At 53.6% G+C, this 14,314-nt stretch carries 12 protein-coding genes; 8 read left to right on the forward strand and 4 right to left on the reverse strand.

What is annotated here, in order from left to right:
* Window positions 1-12 precede the first annotated feature (12 nt).
* The gene (gene yigL / locus A6A26_RS06050; protein WP_063877913.1) at window positions 13-813 is read left to right on the forward strand and encodes a sugar/pyridoxal phosphate phosphatase YigL; all 801 of its coding nucleotides are present in this window, start codon (window positions 13-15) and stop codon (window positions 811-813) included.
* Between the two features lie 40 nt (window positions 814-853).
* On the opposite strand, the gene glpT is transcribed toward yigL, so the two are convergent.
* Window positions 854-2,194: a glycerol-3-phosphate transporter gene (gene glpT / locus A6A26_RS06055; protein WP_063877914.1), complete on the reverse strand. Its 1,341-nt coding sequence runs from the start codon at window positions 2,192-2,194 to the stop codon at window positions 854-856.
* Window positions 2,195-2,553: 359 nt separating this feature from the next.
* On the opposite strand from glpT, the gene A6A26_RS06060 reads away from it, so the two are divergent.
* Window positions 2,554-3,414 carry a carboxylate/amino acid/amine transporter gene (locus A6A26_RS06060; protein ID WP_063877915.1) on the forward strand — a complete coding sequence of 287 codons (861 nt, stop codon included), beginning with the start codon at window positions 2,554-2,556 and terminating at the stop codon, window positions 3,412-3,414.
* Window positions 3,415-3,642: 228 nt separating this feature from the next.
* On the opposite strand, the gene A6A26_RS06070 is transcribed toward A6A26_RS06060, so the two are convergent.
* Window positions 3,643-4,122: a YehS family protein gene (locus tag A6A26_RS06070; RefSeq protein WP_063877917.1), complete on the reverse strand. Its 480-nt coding sequence runs from the start codon at window positions 4,120-4,122 to the stop codon at window positions 3,643-3,645.
* Between the two features lie 72 nt (window positions 4,123-4,194).
* Window positions 4,195-5,124 (reverse strand): HTH-type transcriptional regulator MetR, encoded by a 930-nt coding sequence (gene metR, locus A6A26_RS06075; RefSeq protein ID WP_063877918.1) that lies wholly within the window; start codon window positions 5,122-5,124, stop codon window positions 4,195-4,197.
* Window positions 5,125-5,262: 138 nt separating this feature from the next.
* Between metR and metE the strand changes: the two genes are divergently transcribed.
* Window positions 5,263-7,533: a 5-methyltetrahydropteroyltriglutamate--homocysteine S-methyltransferase gene (gene metE / locus A6A26_RS06080; RefSeq protein ID WP_063877919.1), complete on the forward strand. Its 2,271-nt coding sequence runs from the start codon at window positions 5,263-5,265 to the stop codon at window positions 7,531-7,533.
* A 63-nt stretch (window positions 7,534-7,596) separates the two neighbouring features.
* Here metE and A6A26_RS06085 read toward each other — a convergent pair whose 3' ends face one another.
* Window positions 7,597-8,433 (reverse strand): dienelactone hydrolase family protein, encoded by an 837-nt coding sequence (locus A6A26_RS06085; protein ID WP_063877920.1) that lies wholly within the window; start codon window positions 8,431-8,433, stop codon window positions 7,597-7,599.
* Between the two features lie 303 nt (window positions 8,434-8,736).
* On the opposite strand from A6A26_RS06085, the gene udp reads away from it, so the two are divergent.
* The 5 genes from udp to ubiB all read left to right on the forward strand — a co-directional run bounded on the left by udp (window position 8,737) and on the right by ubiB (window position 14,238).
* Complete coding sequence (gene udp / locus A6A26_RS06090) at window positions 8,737-9,498, forward strand: uridine phosphorylase (protein ID WP_063877921.1); 762 nt, start codon at window positions 8,737-8,739, stop codon at window positions 9,496-9,498.
* 154 nt (window positions 9,499-9,652) lie between these two features.
* On the forward strand, window positions 9,653-11,152 hold the full coding sequence (gene rmuC / locus A6A26_RS06095; protein WP_063877922.1) for a DNA recombination protein RmuC: 1,500 nt from the start codon (window positions 9,653-9,655) through the stop codon (window positions 11,150-11,152).
* Between the two features lie 76 nt (window positions 11,153-11,228).
* Window positions 11,229-11,987, forward strand: coding sequence for a bifunctional demethylmenaquinone methyltransferase/2-methoxy-6-polyprenyl-1,4-benzoquinol methylase UbiE (ubiE, locus tag A6A26_RS06100; protein ID WP_063877923.1), 759 nt, complete (start codon window positions 11,229-11,231; stop codon window positions 11,985-11,987).
* 11 nt (window positions 11,988-11,998) lie between these two features.
* Window positions 11,999-12,604 carry a ubiquinone biosynthesis protein UbiJ gene (locus tag A6A26_RS06105; protein WP_063881074.1) on the forward strand — a complete coding sequence of 202 codons (606 nt, stop codon included), beginning with the start codon at window positions 11,999-12,001 and terminating at the stop codon, window positions 12,602-12,604.
* Complete coding sequence (gene ubiB, locus A6A26_RS06110; RefSeq protein ID WP_063877924.1) at window positions 12,601-14,238, forward strand: ubiquinone biosynthesis regulatory protein kinase UbiB; 1,638 nt, start codon at window positions 12,601-12,603, stop codon at window positions 14,236-14,238. The genes A6A26_RS06105 and ubiB overlap by 4 nt, the downstream gene beginning before the upstream one ends.
* The last annotated feature ends 76 nt before the right edge of the window (window positions 14,239-14,314 follow it).

Here is a 14,314-nt window from a genome sequence, read left to right on the forward strand (position 1 = left end):
CCCGAGGTTTTCATGTACCACATTGTTGTGTCCGACCTGGACGGCACACTGCTTTCCCCCGAACATCGCCTCACGCCTGATGCCCGCGAAACCTTGCAACAGCTGGTTGCACAAGGCATTCACTTTATTTTCGCCACGGGCCGCCATCATATTGATGTTGGGCAAATGCGCGACAAGCTGGGTATTCCGGCGTATATGATTACGTCAAACGGCGCGCGCGTGCACAATCCCGCAGGAGAGCTGATTTTTAGCCACAATCTGGATATGGATATTGCCCAGGATCTGTTTGGGCTGCAGTACCATCATCCGGAAGTGCTGACGCACGTTTATCGCGATGATGAGTGGTTTGTCAGCCGTTGCAGCCCGGCAGAGAAAGACTATTTTCGCGAATCCGATTTCCATTATCAGGTTTATGAACCGGGTATATTGCCGACTGACGGCATCAGCAAAGTCTTTTTCACCTGTGAAGAGCCTGAGCATCTGATTCCTATGGAGCTGGCGATTGAAGCGCGCTGGGGCGATCGCGTTAACGTCAGCTTTTCACTGCCGACCTGTCTGGAGGTGATGGCGGGCGGTGTTTCTAAAGGTCATGCGCTTGAATCCGTAGCGAAACAGTTAGGCTTTACGCTGAAAGACTGTATTGCCTTTGGTGATGGTATGAACGACGTAGAAATGCTGAGTATGGCAGGCAAGGGCTGCATTATGGCTAACGCGCACCAGCGTCTGAAAGATACCCTGCCGGAGCTGGAAGTGATTGGCAGCAACGCCGAGGATGCGGTGCCGGCAACGCTAAGAAAGTTGTATTTATCGTAGCGCGCCTGCGCAGAAGGCCGGCGAACCGGCCTTCTGACGGTTACGCCAGTTTTTGTTTGTGTTTATGCTCGCTGACCATGGTGAGCAGTAACAAAATCACCGCCAGCACACAGCCCACAATCATCACCATGAAGCCGCCATCCCAGCCAAAATAGTCCACCGTGTAACCCACAATGGCGCTGGCTGCGACCGAACCGCCCAGATAACCGAACAATCCGGTAAAACCGGCTGCCGTCCCGGCGGCTTTTTTCGGTGCGAGTTCCAGCGCATGTAGCCCTATCAGCATCACCGGACCATAGATCAAAAAGCCAATGATTATCATGCAGGCCATATCTACACCGGGATTTCCTGGCGGATTAAGCCAGTAAACCACCGTCGCGATGGTGACCAGCGTCATAAAGAACACGCCCGTCGCTCCACGGTTTCCGCGAAAGACTTTATCTGACATCCAGCCGCACAACAGCGTGCCGGGAATTCCTGCATATTCATAGAAGAAGTAAGCCCACGATGACTTATCCAGGGTGAAGTGTTTCACCTCTTTGAGGTACGTCGGCGACCAGTCCAGAATGCCGTAACGCAGCAGATAAACAAACACGTTCGCCAGGGCGATATACCACAGTAATTTGTTTGGCAGGACATACTTCATGAAGATTTGTTTTGCGGTGAACTCTTCTTCATGGCTCGCGTTGTAATCCGCCGGATAATCGTCTTTATAAGCCTCAACAGGCGGCAGGCCACAGGACTGTGGCGTATCTCGCATCAGCGCAAAGGCCAGGATTGCAATGGCAATCGCGCCGAAGGCGGGCATATAAAGGGCCGCTTTCCAGTCGTTAAACCACGCCATTCCCAGCAAAAACAGCAGGGGAGGAATTCCCCCGCCGACGTTATGCGCACAGTTCCACACCGACACAATACCGCCACGTTCTTTTTGCGACCACCAGTGCACCATGGTGCGTCCGCAGGGCGGCCAGCCCATTCCCTGGAACCAGCCACAGATAAACAGCAAGACAAACATCACCATAATGCTGGAGGTCGCCCAGGGAACAAACCCCATGAACAGCATCACGACAGCGGCCAGAATCAATCCGGCAGGTAAAAAAACGCGGGGATTAGAGCGATCCGATACCGAACCCATAATGAACTTGGAAAAGCCGTAAGCGATAGAGATGCCCGAAAGCGCAAACCCCAGATCGCCGCGCGAGAAGCCCTGTTCAACCAGATAAGGCATGGCCAGGGCAAAATTTTTCCTGACCAGATAGTAAGCCGCATAGCCAAAGAAAATACCGATGAAGATCTGCCAACGCAGGCGGCGATAGAGGGGATCGACACGCTCCTCTGCCACCTGGGGCTGGTGTGGTGCAGGTTTAAAAATACTTAGCATTATGGTGGCCCTCCGGGCGCATTATGGTTTTGATTCCCCAGCAGGTTGGGTCGAAACATAAAAAAAATGGTGCTCGCGATGCACCATTTCGCGCAGAGAATAGACAGAGACAGTGCTGTTTACTGTGATGAATGACAAATTTGTTACAGTTTTATTACAGTAAAGCGCGAAAATGCCAGGCAGATGCGCTTTTTCGCACATTTTTGGCGGCAACAGGCGTGGTGTGGGAAGGATAATACAGGCAGAGAAAAAGGATAACGCCTGAATGCCTGGTAAGTAACCAGATGTCAACCAGATAAATCGGCTCTGATTCAGGACTTTGTTTACACTGACGCTCTGTTTATTTCGGGGTTGTTACCGTGCTTTTATTGATCGTTACTACCATTCTGTGGGCATTTTCTTTTAGCCTGATCGGTGAGTACCTTGCCGGGCAGGTCGACAGCTGGTTTTCCGTATTGATGCGCCTGGCGCTGGCCGCCATTGTCTTTCTGCCGTTCCTGCGCTGGCGTGGCTACCGGCCTTCAACGCTCTTGCTCTATATGCTGGTCGGGATGCTGCAACTGGGCATTATGTATTTACTGAGTTTTGAAGCCTATTTGTATTTGAGCGTGTCAGAATTCCTGCTGTTTACCGTGATGACGCCGCTCTATGTCACCTTGATCTACGACCTGATAAGTCGAAGGCCTCTGCGCGTCGGATACATTTTCAGTGCCTTGCTGGCCGTTGCGGGCGCGGCGATTATTCGCTACGACAAAGTCAGCGAAAACTTCTGGTTTGGTCTGCTGTTAGTGCAGTTAGCCAATATCTGCTTCGCGGCCGGGATGGTGGGCTATAAGCGTTTGCAGGAAACCCGGCCGATGCCGCAGCACACGGCGTTTTCGTGGTTTTATCTGGGCGCGGTGCTGATAGCTATTATTGCCTGGGCAGCCTGGGGCAATCCCAACAAATTACCCACGACGACGCTGCAATGGGGAATCCTTGTGTGGTTGGGCGTTGCGGCGTCGGGACTGGGTTATTTTATGTGGAACTATGGGGCAACGCAGGTCGATGCCGGCACGTTGGGCATTATGAATAACATGCACGTTCCGGCCGGATTGCTGGTTAACCTTGCGATATGGCAGCAAAAACCGCACTGGCCAAGCTTTATCGCAGGTGCCCTCGTGATTATGGCGTCGCTGTGGGTACATAAGCGCTGGGTAGTCGGTAACAGCGCGAAATAGCCGGGCTGACCTTAGCAGGAAAAAAGGTCAGTGGGGGATGAGAAGGCGCGCCGGGCGCCTCGTCCGGCGACGGACGCCTGATGCGCTAAAGGCTGAACGGCTTATGCTTACTCGTGATGACATATTTCCGAGCCAGCGACAGGACACAGCCTCTGCGCCTCAGGCAGGAAAGCAAGCGGGCACGGATGTCTGCTTTCCCGACCGGGTGAAATACCATCGAGCTGCGTTTTAAGCGGGTTTACCTGTGGCGGGCCGATGAATCATCGTCAGCCCTTTAAGGAAATTACGCAGAATCTGGTCACCGCATTCACGGTAATTTTTATGATCCGGTTTGCGGAAGATCGCGCCAATCTCCGCCTGAGAAACCGTAAAATTGGCCTTTTTTAGCACCTCAGGAATATCCGTCGTTTTTAAATCAAACGCGATGCGCAGCTTTTTCATGAAGATGTTGTTGTTCATCTTGCGCTCAATGGACGGCGCGGGCGCGTCTTCACTTTTGCCACGGCGATGAAAAATTAAACCGTTAAGGAAATATCCCATCACAACATCGGGGCAGGGACGGAATGCCGCATCCTCATCTTTCTTCAGCCAGCTGGTGATATCAGCCTGAGCAACCTCACATTCAGCCAGCGCAAAAATCGCCACCATTTTGGCATCGTTCAGATCGAGCATATAGCGCACGCTGCGCAGAATATCGTTGTTAGTCATGGTGAGATCTTCTCATGGTAAATCGACAGGCTGCGCATTATAGGGGATTTTGCCTGCTACCGTGCAGCTTTGTCACTCACGCGATAAAACCTTAGCAGGATGCGCGGCGTCCCTGACGAACGGCAGATGCTCGCAGGCATGCTGACGGGCAAAACGCATGAAGGCTTCCAGTACCGGCTGACGCTGTTCCCCGTCGCGCACGGCGGCATAAAGGCGGCTCCATAAGCCGTCGCCCAGCGTTTTGGTGATCACCAGTCCCTGTTTTTCAAAGCTTTCTACCACCCAGTGCGGCAGTGCCGCAATTCCCATGCGCGCCGATACCATCTGAATCATTAACAGTGTGTTATCGACGTTCTTAAGTGCAGGGCTGATGCCAGCGGGTTGCAGAAAGTGACGCCAGATATCCAGCCGCTGGCGTTGTACCGGATAAATCATCAGGACTTCATCCGCCAGATCGTCAGGGGAAATATGTTCAACCTGTGCCAGAGGATGATCCGGTGCCAGCACCAGTCGGACTTCGAAATCGAACATCGGGGAATAGAATAAGCCTGAACGCGGCAGGATATCCGAGGTTAATACAATATCCAGTTCCCCCTGCTGCAGGGCAGGCTGCGGATCAAAGGTCACGCCGGATTTAAAATCCATCACCACCTGGGGCCAGCTCTGGCGAAACTTATCTAATGCCGGCGTAAGCCACTGGATACAGCTGTGACACTCAATCGCCACGCGCAGGGTTGTCTGATGCGGCTCATGGCAGGCCTGAAGTGCCTGCTGAATCTGCGGCAGTATCTGCTCTGCCAACTGCAATAAAATTTCGCCCTGCGGCGTAAAACGCAATGGCTGACTTTTACGGACAAACAGACGGAATCCCAGCCGCTGTTCCAGATCGCTGAACTGATGTGATAACGCCGACTGTGTCTGATGAAGCTGAGCCGCTGCTGCTGCCAGCGAGCCCGTGTTCTGCAGAGCCTGAAGCGTCCGGAGGTGTTTGAATTCGATCATGAGAGTCCTTCACATCGAAACTGAATAATTTGCGCTTGAGGAACATACAGTACCCGCAGAATATAGCGGTGTAAACATCTGGACGGCTAAACATCTTTAGCGACCCGCTAAAGCCGAAGAATTTCTGGAGAATAGTGAATGACTATCCTGAATCATACTCTCGGTTTTCCACGTATTGGCCTGCGTCGTGAGCTAAAAAAAGCACAAGAAAGTTATTGGGCTGGCAACATCACGCAGGAAGAACTTCTGGCGGTGGGTCGCGAACTGCGCGCCCGCCACTGGCAACAACAGAAAGAGGCCGGCGTCGATGTGCTGCCGGTCGGTGATTTTGCCTGGTACGATCACGTTCTGACGACCAGCCTGATGCTGGGCAATGTGCCTGCTCGCCATCAAAACAACGATGGCTCCGTTGATCTGGATACGCTGTTCCGCCTGGGCCGTGGTCGTGCACCGACGGGTGAGCCGGCGGCAGCGGCGGAAATGACCAAATGGTTTAACACCAACTATCACTACATCGTGCCAGAATTCACTCAAGGGCAGTCGTTTTCGTTAACCTGGACTCAACTGCTGGATGACGTGGACGAGGCGCTGGCGCTGGGTCATCACATCAAGCCCGTATTGTTAGGCCCGGTAACCTACCTCTGGCTGGGGAAAGTAAAAGGCGTGCCGTTTGATCGTCTGTCACTGCTGAACGACATTCTGCCCGTTTATCAGCAGATCCTGGCCGAACTGAAAAAGCGCAACATAGAGTGGGTACAGATTGATGAGCCCGCCCTGGCGCTGGAACTGCCGCAGGCATGGCGTGATGCGTTTAAACCGACTTACGCTGCATTACAGGGTTATAGCAAACTGCTGCTCACCACCTATTTTGACAGCATCGGTCAGAACCTGGATGTCATCAGGTCACTGCCCGTGCAAGGCCTGCATGTGGATCTGGTGCAGGGCAAAGATGACATTCAGCGGTTGAACCAACAACTGCCCGCAGAGTGGCTGCTGTCTGTCGGTGTCATCAATGGTCGTAACGTCTGGCGTGCCGATCTCAGCCACTGGTTTGAACGCCTGCAGCCGCTGGTGGGCTCACGCAAGCACCTGTGGATTGGTACCTCATGCTCACTGCTGCACAGCCCCATCGATCTCAGCGTAGAAACCCGTCTGGACGATGAAGTGAAAAGCTGGTTTGCCTTTGCGTTGCAAAAATGTCGTGAGCTGTCGCTACTGAGCACGGCGCTTAATCACAACGATCCCGGCTCCCTGGTGGAGTGGAGCGCGCCGGTTCAGGCGCGCGCTCACTCAAGCCGCGTTCACAATGCGGCTGTTGCGCAGCGTCTGGCAAACGTTCAGGCCAAAGATAGCGCGCGCGCCAGTGCTTACCCCGAGCGGGCCAGAGCACAGCGCCAGCGTTTGAATCTGCCCGCGTGGCCGACCACTACCATCGGCTCCTTTCCACAAACCCCCGAAATCCGTGGCCTGCGGCTCGACTTCAAAAAAGGCGCAATAGATAGCGCGCATTACCGTACCGGTATTGCCGGACACATCAAGCAGGCGATTGTTGAACAGGAGCGCCTGGGGCTGGACGTGCTGGTTCATGGCGAGGCCGAACGCAACGATATGGTGGAATACTTCGGCGAGAACCTGGATGGCTTCGTGTTTACGCAAAATGGTTGGGTACAAAGCTACGGTTCACGTTGTGTTAAACCGCCGGTGATCATTGGTGATGTCAGCCGTCCGGAAGCCATTACCGTCGAGTGGGCGAGGTATGCTCAGTCACTCACCGATAAGCCGGTAAAAGGCATGTTGACGGGTCCGGTAACGATTCTTTGTTGGTCATTCCCGCGTGAGGATGTGTCACGTGAAACGATCGCCAAACAGATTGCGCTGGCGCTGCGTGATGAAGTTGCCGATCTGGAAGCCGCCGGTATTGGCATCATTCAGATTGATGAGCCTGCACTGCGTGAAGGCTTACCGCTGCATCAGTCAGACTGGGCCGACTATCTGCGCTGGGCGGTAGAGGCGTTTCGGTTAAACGCCGCCGTCGCCAAAGACGACACACAGATTCACACGCACATGTGTTATTGCGAGTTTAACGACATCATGGCATCCATTGCGGCACTGGATGCGGACGTGATTACCATCGAAACGTCGCGTTCTGATATGGATTTGCTGGATGCATTTAACGCGTTCGAATATCCAAACGAAATCGGGCCCGGTGTTTACGATATTCACTCGCCCAACGTACCCGATGTCGAGTGGATAGAAAATTTGTTACGTAAGGCGGCACAAAGTATTCCAGAAGAACGTCTGTGGGTGAATCCGGACTGCGGCCTGAAAACCCGTGGCTGGCGCGAAACCCGACAGGCACTGGCTAACATGGTTAAAGCGGCAAAAAACCTGCGGGGTGAAACCGCCTGATTTCCTGGTGTTGTGTCAATACGTTGTCAGTATGTTGGGGCGCTTGCGCGCCCCTTTTTTTGATCACGTCGCGGGTGCAACGCCGTATTGCGTAAACCAGGCCAACATGCGCGCCCAGCCATCGGTTGCCGATTCTGCGTGGTAGCTCGGACGATAGTCAGCGTTGAAAGCATGTCCGGCATCGGGATAAACAATAATCTCAGCGTTGGCATTGGCCGCATGCAGTGCCTGACGCATCTGCTCGACGCTTTCCAGCGGAATGCCGTCATCCTGACCACCGTATAATCCCAGAACCGGTGCGTTCAAATCGACGGCGATATCGATAGGGTGCTTTTGCTGCTTCATGGTTTTTTCGCCAACCAGACGACCATACCAGGCCACGGCGGCGCGCAGCTGCGGGTTGTGCGCGGCATAAAGCCAGCTGATGCGTCCGCCCCAGCAGAAACCGGTAATCCCCATGCGGCGAATATCCCCACCGTTACGGGCAGCCCAGTTCGCTGCGTGATCGAGATCCGCCAGCACCTGACTGTCAGGCACTTTGCTGACCAGCTCTTTAAACAGCGTCGGAATGTCATTGTAGTCATTCGGATCGCCTTCACGGAAGTACAGTTCTGGCGCGACCGCCAGATAGCCTTCCAGCGCCAGCCGACGACAGATATCGCGGATGTGTTCGTGAACGCCAAAAATTTCCTGTACCACCAGCACCACCGGCAAAGGACCGTCTGCTGACTGTGGTTTCGCATAAAAAGCCGGCAGGTTTTCGCCCTGACTCGGAATAGAGGTTTCCCCCGAATGGATGGTGGGGCTGTCGGTAATAATCGTGGTTGATGCTGTGGGCTGAACTGCCGGAGCAAACGCGCCTGCAGCTGATTTTTGTGTCATATTATCGTCGGTCTTCATCATTCTCTCCGTGCAAGCATAGGCGCAATCACGTAACTATAGCCTGGCCACCTGTGACAGGTTCCAGACAGGGAGTAACAGAGTGGTTAACCAATAAAATTACACTTCTCTTTAACATTCCCGCGATAGCTTCCACATCACCATATGTAGCAATACACAAGGCGATGAATGGATGTGTGATATTGATCACCCTATTTTTCTTAGAAAATGTAACTTTCATTTTCTTAAGTGAATTTAGTCACATATTTACCTCGCCCGGTGACGTAAAGTGGCGTGAAAATTTTCCTTAACCCGGAGTCTGATATGACACAGTCTGACGTTTTCCATCTTGGCCTGACCAAAGCTGACCTGCAGGGGGCGACGCTGGCCATTGTTCCCGGCGATCCTGAGCGCGTGAAAAAGATTGCCGGGCTGATGGAAGATGCACAGCACCTGGCTTCTCATCGTGAATTCACCACCTGGCTGGCTAAGCTGGATGGCAAGCCGGTTGTCGTGTGTTCCACAGGGATTGGCGGGCCTTCGACATCAATTGCCGTCGAGGAGCTGGCGCAGCTTGGCGTGCGTACCTTCCTGCGCGTGGGCACAACGGGGGCGATTCAGCCGCATATCAACGTGGGGGATGTTCTGGTCACAACGGCCTCAGTACGCCTGGACGGGGCAAGCCTGCATTTCGCCCCCATGGAATTCCCGGCGGTGGCGGATTTCACCTGTACTACAGCATTGGTGGCGGCCGCAGAAGCCTGTGGTGCCAAAACGCATATCGGTATTACGGCCTCCTCTGACACCTTCTATCCCGGTCAGGAACGTTACGATACCTTTTCCGGTCGCGTCGTTAATCGTTTCCAGGGATCGATGCAGGAGTGGCAGCAGATGGGCGTGCTGAACTACGAGATGGAGTCGGCGACCCTGTTAACCATGTGTGCCAGCCAGGGGCTGAGAGCGGGAATGGTGGCGGGCGTGATCGTCAACCGTACGCAGAAAGAAATTCCGGATGCCGTGACGATGAAGCAGACGGAAAGCGATGCGGTGAAAATCGTGGTAGAAGCCGCGCGCCGTTTACTGTAATCCCCTGTTTTAACAGGCAGGCGAGTGATCAGGCCTGCCTGTCTCATCCCAGACAGATTGTTGCGTCACCGCTTCCAACGCCAGTAAATATATCTGGACATTCATACAGTGCGAATTTACCTTTTCCCTCATTAGTCTGACCAGCGGGGAAAATATGGATCAGCACATCATTATCAGCATCTGCCTGGCGCTTGTCGGCCTTGGTGTGGGCTGGATACTGGCGCAAATGCGCGTCGGCCATCAGTTAGCCAGCTTTTCCACGGAACGCCGCTTGCTCAACGAGGCACAGCAGCGTCAGCAACAGCAAATCGAACAACTTCAGCAGCAGGTGCAGCAGCGCGAGCAGGAGTTGAGGCAGCTTCATGGTTCATTAAGTGGGGCCAGTGAGCGCCTGCAACAGCTTGATTACTGGCGCAACGAGAGTGAACAGCTCACACGTGAACTGCGGAACCAACTGGAAGTGAACAGCGCCCAGGAAGCGGAACTGCGTGAGGTCACGATTCGCCTGGAAGAAACCCGCTTCGCAGCGGAAGAAAAACAGCGCCTGCTGACAAACAGTGAGCAGCGGCTCAGCGCGCAGTTTGAAAACCTTGCCAACCGAATTTTTGAAAACAGTGGACGTCGGGTCGATGAACAGAATCGACAAAGCCTGAACAGCCTGATAGGGCCGCTCCGGGAACAGCTTGATGGTTTTCGTCGCCAGGTGAATGAAAGCTTTGGCGCGGAAGCCCGTGAGCGGCACACGCTGACCCATGAAATTCGTCAGTTACAGCAGTTAAATGCCCAGATGGCTCAGGAGGCGCTTAACCTCACTAAGGCGCTGAAAGGCGACAACAAAATTCAGGGCAACTGGGGCGAAGTGGTACTGAGTCGGGTACTGGAAGCCTCAGGGCTGCGTGAAGGCTATGAGTATGATATTCAGGTCAGCATGCAGAACGAACAGCAAAGTCGTATGCAGCCTGATGTGATTGTCCGCCTGCCGCAGGGAAAAGATGTGGTTATCGACGCCAAAATGACGCTGGTGGCCTACGAGCGTTATTTTAATGCCGATGATGACGTTGAGCGTGAACAGGCCATTCAGGAACATGTCAGCGCCCTGCGTGGGCACATTCGTCTACTGGGCCGCAAAGATTATCAACAATTACCCGGTTTACGCTCACTGGATTATGTGTTGATGTTTATTCCGGTTGAACCGGCCTTCCTGCTGGCTATTGATCGTCAGCCAGAATTAATCAGTGAAGCCCTTCAGCAGAACATCATGCTGGTCAGCCCGACTACACTGCTGGTGGCCCTGCGGACGATTAACAATCTCTGGCGCTATGAGCATCAGAGTCGTAATGCACAGCGCATTGCAGAGCGGGCCTCCCGGCTGTATGACAAAATGCGGCTGTTTGTTGATGATATGAGCGGGATTGGCCATAGCCTTGATAAGGCGCAGAACAGCTATCGCGAGGCAATGAAAAAGCTGGCAGAAGGGCGGGGCAACCTTATCGCACAGGCGGAAGGCTTTCGCGATCTGGGCGTAGAAGTCAAACGCGCCATTAACCCGCACCTGGTCGAGCAAGCTATGCCTGAAAATGAGCACGACAGCGCGCCAGATGACGAGAACCATCCAGACGAACATCATGAGCAGGTCCGGCACCTCCGCGAATAAGCAGGTCGCCAACGTGCCTGACCTCCATGACTCTGATACACTTCGGTAAGTATTGTTTGTGGAGCAGGTAAAACCGATGGCAGATGAATCACAGCAGGAAACCACCCATTTTGGCTTTCAGACGGTCGCCAAAAGCGAGAAAGCCGACAAAGTCGCGGATGTGTTTCACTCCGTAGCGGCAAAATATGACCTGATGAACGATTTGATGTCGTTTGGCGTCCATCGAGTCTGGAAGCGTTTTACCATTGACAGCAGCGGCGTGCGCCGTGGCCAGCGTGTGCTGGACCTGGCGGGCGGGACAGGCGATTTAACCGCAAAATTCTCGCGCCTGGTGGGCGAAACCGGTCAGGTCGTTTTGGCTGACATTAACAGCTCAATGCTGAAGATGGGCCGGGAAAAGCTGCGCAATCTGGGCGTGGTAGGTAACGTCAGCTATGTGCAGGCTAACGCCGAGGCACTGCCGTTCCCTGATAACTATTTTGACTGCATCACTATCTCTTTCGGCCTGCGTAACGTGACTGAAAAAGAGAAGGCGCTGGCGTCGATGTTCCGCGTGCTGAAGCCGGGTGGACGTTTGCTGGTGCTGGAGTTCTCCAAACCGGTTATCGAACCGCTGAGCAAAGCTTACGATGCCTATTCCTTCCACGTTCTGCCACGTATCGGGCAACTGGTCGCTCAGGACGCGGAAAGCTATCGTTACCTTGCTGAATCCATTCGTATGCATCCCGATCAGGAAACCCTGAAAGCGATGATGAATGACGTAGGATTTGAAAACACCACCTATTTCAATATGACAGGTGGCATCGTGGCGCTTCATCGTGGGTTCAAATTTTAACCATTATGGCGATGACCTTAACACCCGTAATCACCGCCGGTATTGAGACGGCGTTAAACCGCATACTGTATCGTGACCGTGGCCTGAAAAGCGCACGCCAGCGCCTTGTCGGTAAGGTACTGACGTTACGTTTAACTGAGTTATCCTGGCCGCTGGTGCTGGTATTTAGCGAACAGCAGCTGGACGTGCTCAGTGACTGGCAGGACAAGAGTGACTGCACGGTCATTACACAGCTCAAATCCTTGCCAAAATTACGCGATCGCCAGCAGCTTACGACGCTGATTCGCAGCGGTGAGTTACAGGTTGAAGGTGACTTGCAGGTGGTTCAGCACTTTTCTGCGCTAATGGATCTGGCCGAGCTGGACCCTGCTGAATACCTTGCCCCCTGGGTCGGTGACATTGCCGCTCAGGGGATGAGTCAGGGTGCACAGCGTGCATTGCGCTTTTTCAAAGCAGAAACACAACGGCGTCAGGACTACCTTGGTCAGGCATTAACAGAAGAGTGGCGGGTGGCGCCTGGTGCGCTGGAATTTGCCTGGTTCTCTGAGGAGGTTAGCGCGATGGAACGTTCGCTTGAGGCGCTTGATGCGCGTCTGGCACAGCTGGAGGCGAAATGAGTTTTGGAGAGATCCGCCGGTTATATTTTATTATTAAGGTGTTTTTGACGTACGGCCTTGATGAACTGATTCCACAAATGCGTCTGACACTTCCACTGCGACTGTGGCGCCGCTGTATTTTCTGGATCCCCAACCAGCACAAGCAAGAACTCCTTGGCGTACGTTTACGTATGGCCATGGAGCAGTTAGGCCCGGTCTGGATCAAGTTTGGGCAGATGCTGTCAACGCGTCGTGACCTGTTTCCGCCGCTGATTGCCGATGAACTTGCGGTCCTGCAGGACCGCGTTGCCCCCTTTGATGGGGTCAAGGCTAAAGCGCAGATCGAAGCCTCAATGGGCGCACCGATTGAATCCTGGTTTGATGATTTCGAGATTATCCCACTGGCTTCGGCCTCTATCGCTCAGGTTCATACGGCAACGCTAAAATCCACAGGTAAAAAAGTCGTCATCAAGGTCATCCGTCCGGATATCCTGCCGGTCATTAAAGCGGACATGAAGCTCATTTACCGCATTGCCCGCTGGGTGCCCCGTCTGCTGCCCGATGGCCGCCGTCTGCGCCCGGTTGAGGTGGTTCGGGATTACGAGAAAACCCTGATTGATGAGTTAAACCTGTTACGCGAAGCGGCCAATGCGATTCAACTGCGACGGAACTTTGAAAACAGCCGCATGCTGTATGTGCCGGAGGTTTACTCAGACTATTGCAGTGAAACCATGATGGTGATGGAACGCATTTATGGCATTCCTATCTCTGATGTGGCAACGCTGGAGCAGCACGGCGTTAACATGAAGCTGTTAGCGGAGCGTGGCGTTCAGGTGTTCTTTACGCAGGTTTTCCGCGACAGTTTCTTCCATGCCGACATGCACCCCGGCAATATCTTTGTCAGCTACGATCATCCTGAAGACCCGCAGTATATTGGTATCGACTGCGGCATTGTCGGATCGCTCAATAAAGAAGATAAGCGCTATCTGGCAGAGAATTTTATTGCCTTCTTCAACCGTGATTACCGCAAAGTCGCGGAGCTGCATGTCGACTCGGGCTGGGTGCCAGCCGACACCAACGTTGAAGATTTCGAGTTTGCCATCCGTACCGTGTGCGAGCCTATTTTTGAGAAACCGCTAGCGGAAATCTCGTTTGGTCACGTGCTGCTGAACCTGTTTAACACAGCGCGTCGCTTTAATATGGAAGTGCAGCCCCAGTTGGTGCTGCTGCAAAAAACCTTACTGTATGTCGAAGGGATTGGTCGCCAGCTCTATCCGCAACTGGACTTATGGAAAACGGCAAAACCGTTCCTTGAGGACTGGATTAAGGATCAGATCGGTATTCCGGCGATTATCCGTGCCGTGAAAGAAAAAGCCCCTTACTGGGCAGAAAAATTGCCAGAGCTGCCAGAGCTGTTTTACGACAGTTTGCGTCAGCATAAGCAGCTACGTCTCAGCGTGGATAAACTCGCGAACGATATAAGTGTCCAACGTACACGTCAGCATCAGGCTCGTTACCTGTTTGGCGTAGGTGCGACACTGCTGATTAGCGGAACGGCGGTGCTCCTCAGCAGGCCTGAATGGGACCTGTTCCCGGCGGCATTAATGGCGGCGGGCTTTGTCAGCTGGTTAATTGGCTGGCGTAAGACAAACTGATTGTCACTTGCGCCAGAAACACGGTAATGTCGCTGATTCGGGCCCGAATAAATACGGGTTTCTGTAGGGCATTACG

Origin of the sequence: Pantoea sp. OXWO6B1 (assembly GCF_001641135.1) — a bacterium.
In the GTDB taxonomy this organism is placed as follows: domain Bacteria; phylum Pseudomonadota; class Gammaproteobacteria; order Enterobacterales; family Enterobacteriaceae; genus Pantoea; species Pantoea allii.

Bases quoted from the DNA above. Each gene is read 5' to 3' on its own strand.
- rmuC (WP_063877922.1), top strand. From the start codon at position 9,653: ATGGATCAGCACATCATTATCAGCATCTGCCTGGCGCTTGTCGGCCTT.
- ubiE (WP_063877923.1), top strand. From the start codon at position 11,229: ATGGCAGATGAATCACAGCAGGAAACCACCCATTTTGGCTTTCAGACG.
- A6A26_RS06070 (WP_063877917.1), bottom strand. From the start codon at position 4,122: ATGACTAACAACGATATTCTGCGCAGCGTGCGCTATATGCTCGATCTG.
- udp (WP_063877921.1), top strand. From the start codon at position 8,737: ATGACACAGTCTGACGTTTTCCATCTTGGCCTGACCAAAGCTGACCTG.
- A6A26_RS06085 (WP_063877920.1), bottom strand. From the start codon at position 8,433: ATGAAGACCGACGATAATATGACACAAAAATCAGCTGCAGGCGCGTTT.
- glpT (WP_063877914.1), bottom strand. From the start codon at position 2,194: ATGCTAAGTATTTTTAAACCTGCACCACACCAGCCCCAGGTGGCAGAG.
- metE (WP_063877919.1), top strand. From the start codon at position 5,263: ATGACTATCCTGAATCATACTCTCGGTTTTCCACGTATTGGCCTGCGT.
- A6A26_RS06105 (WP_063881074.1), top strand. From the start codon at position 11,999: ATGACCTTAACACCCGTAATCACCGCCGGTATTGAGACGGCGTTAAAC.
- ubiB (WP_063877924.1), top strand. From the start codon at position 12,601: ATGAGTTTTGGAGAGATCCGCCGGTTATATTTTATTATTAAGGTGTTT.
- yigL (WP_063877913.1), top strand. From the start codon at position 13: ATGTACCACATTGTTGTGTCCGACCTGGACGGCACACTGCTTTCCCCC.
- metR (WP_063877918.1), bottom strand. From the start codon at position 5,124: ATGATCGAATTCAAACACCTCCGGACGCTTCAGGCTCTGCAGAACACG.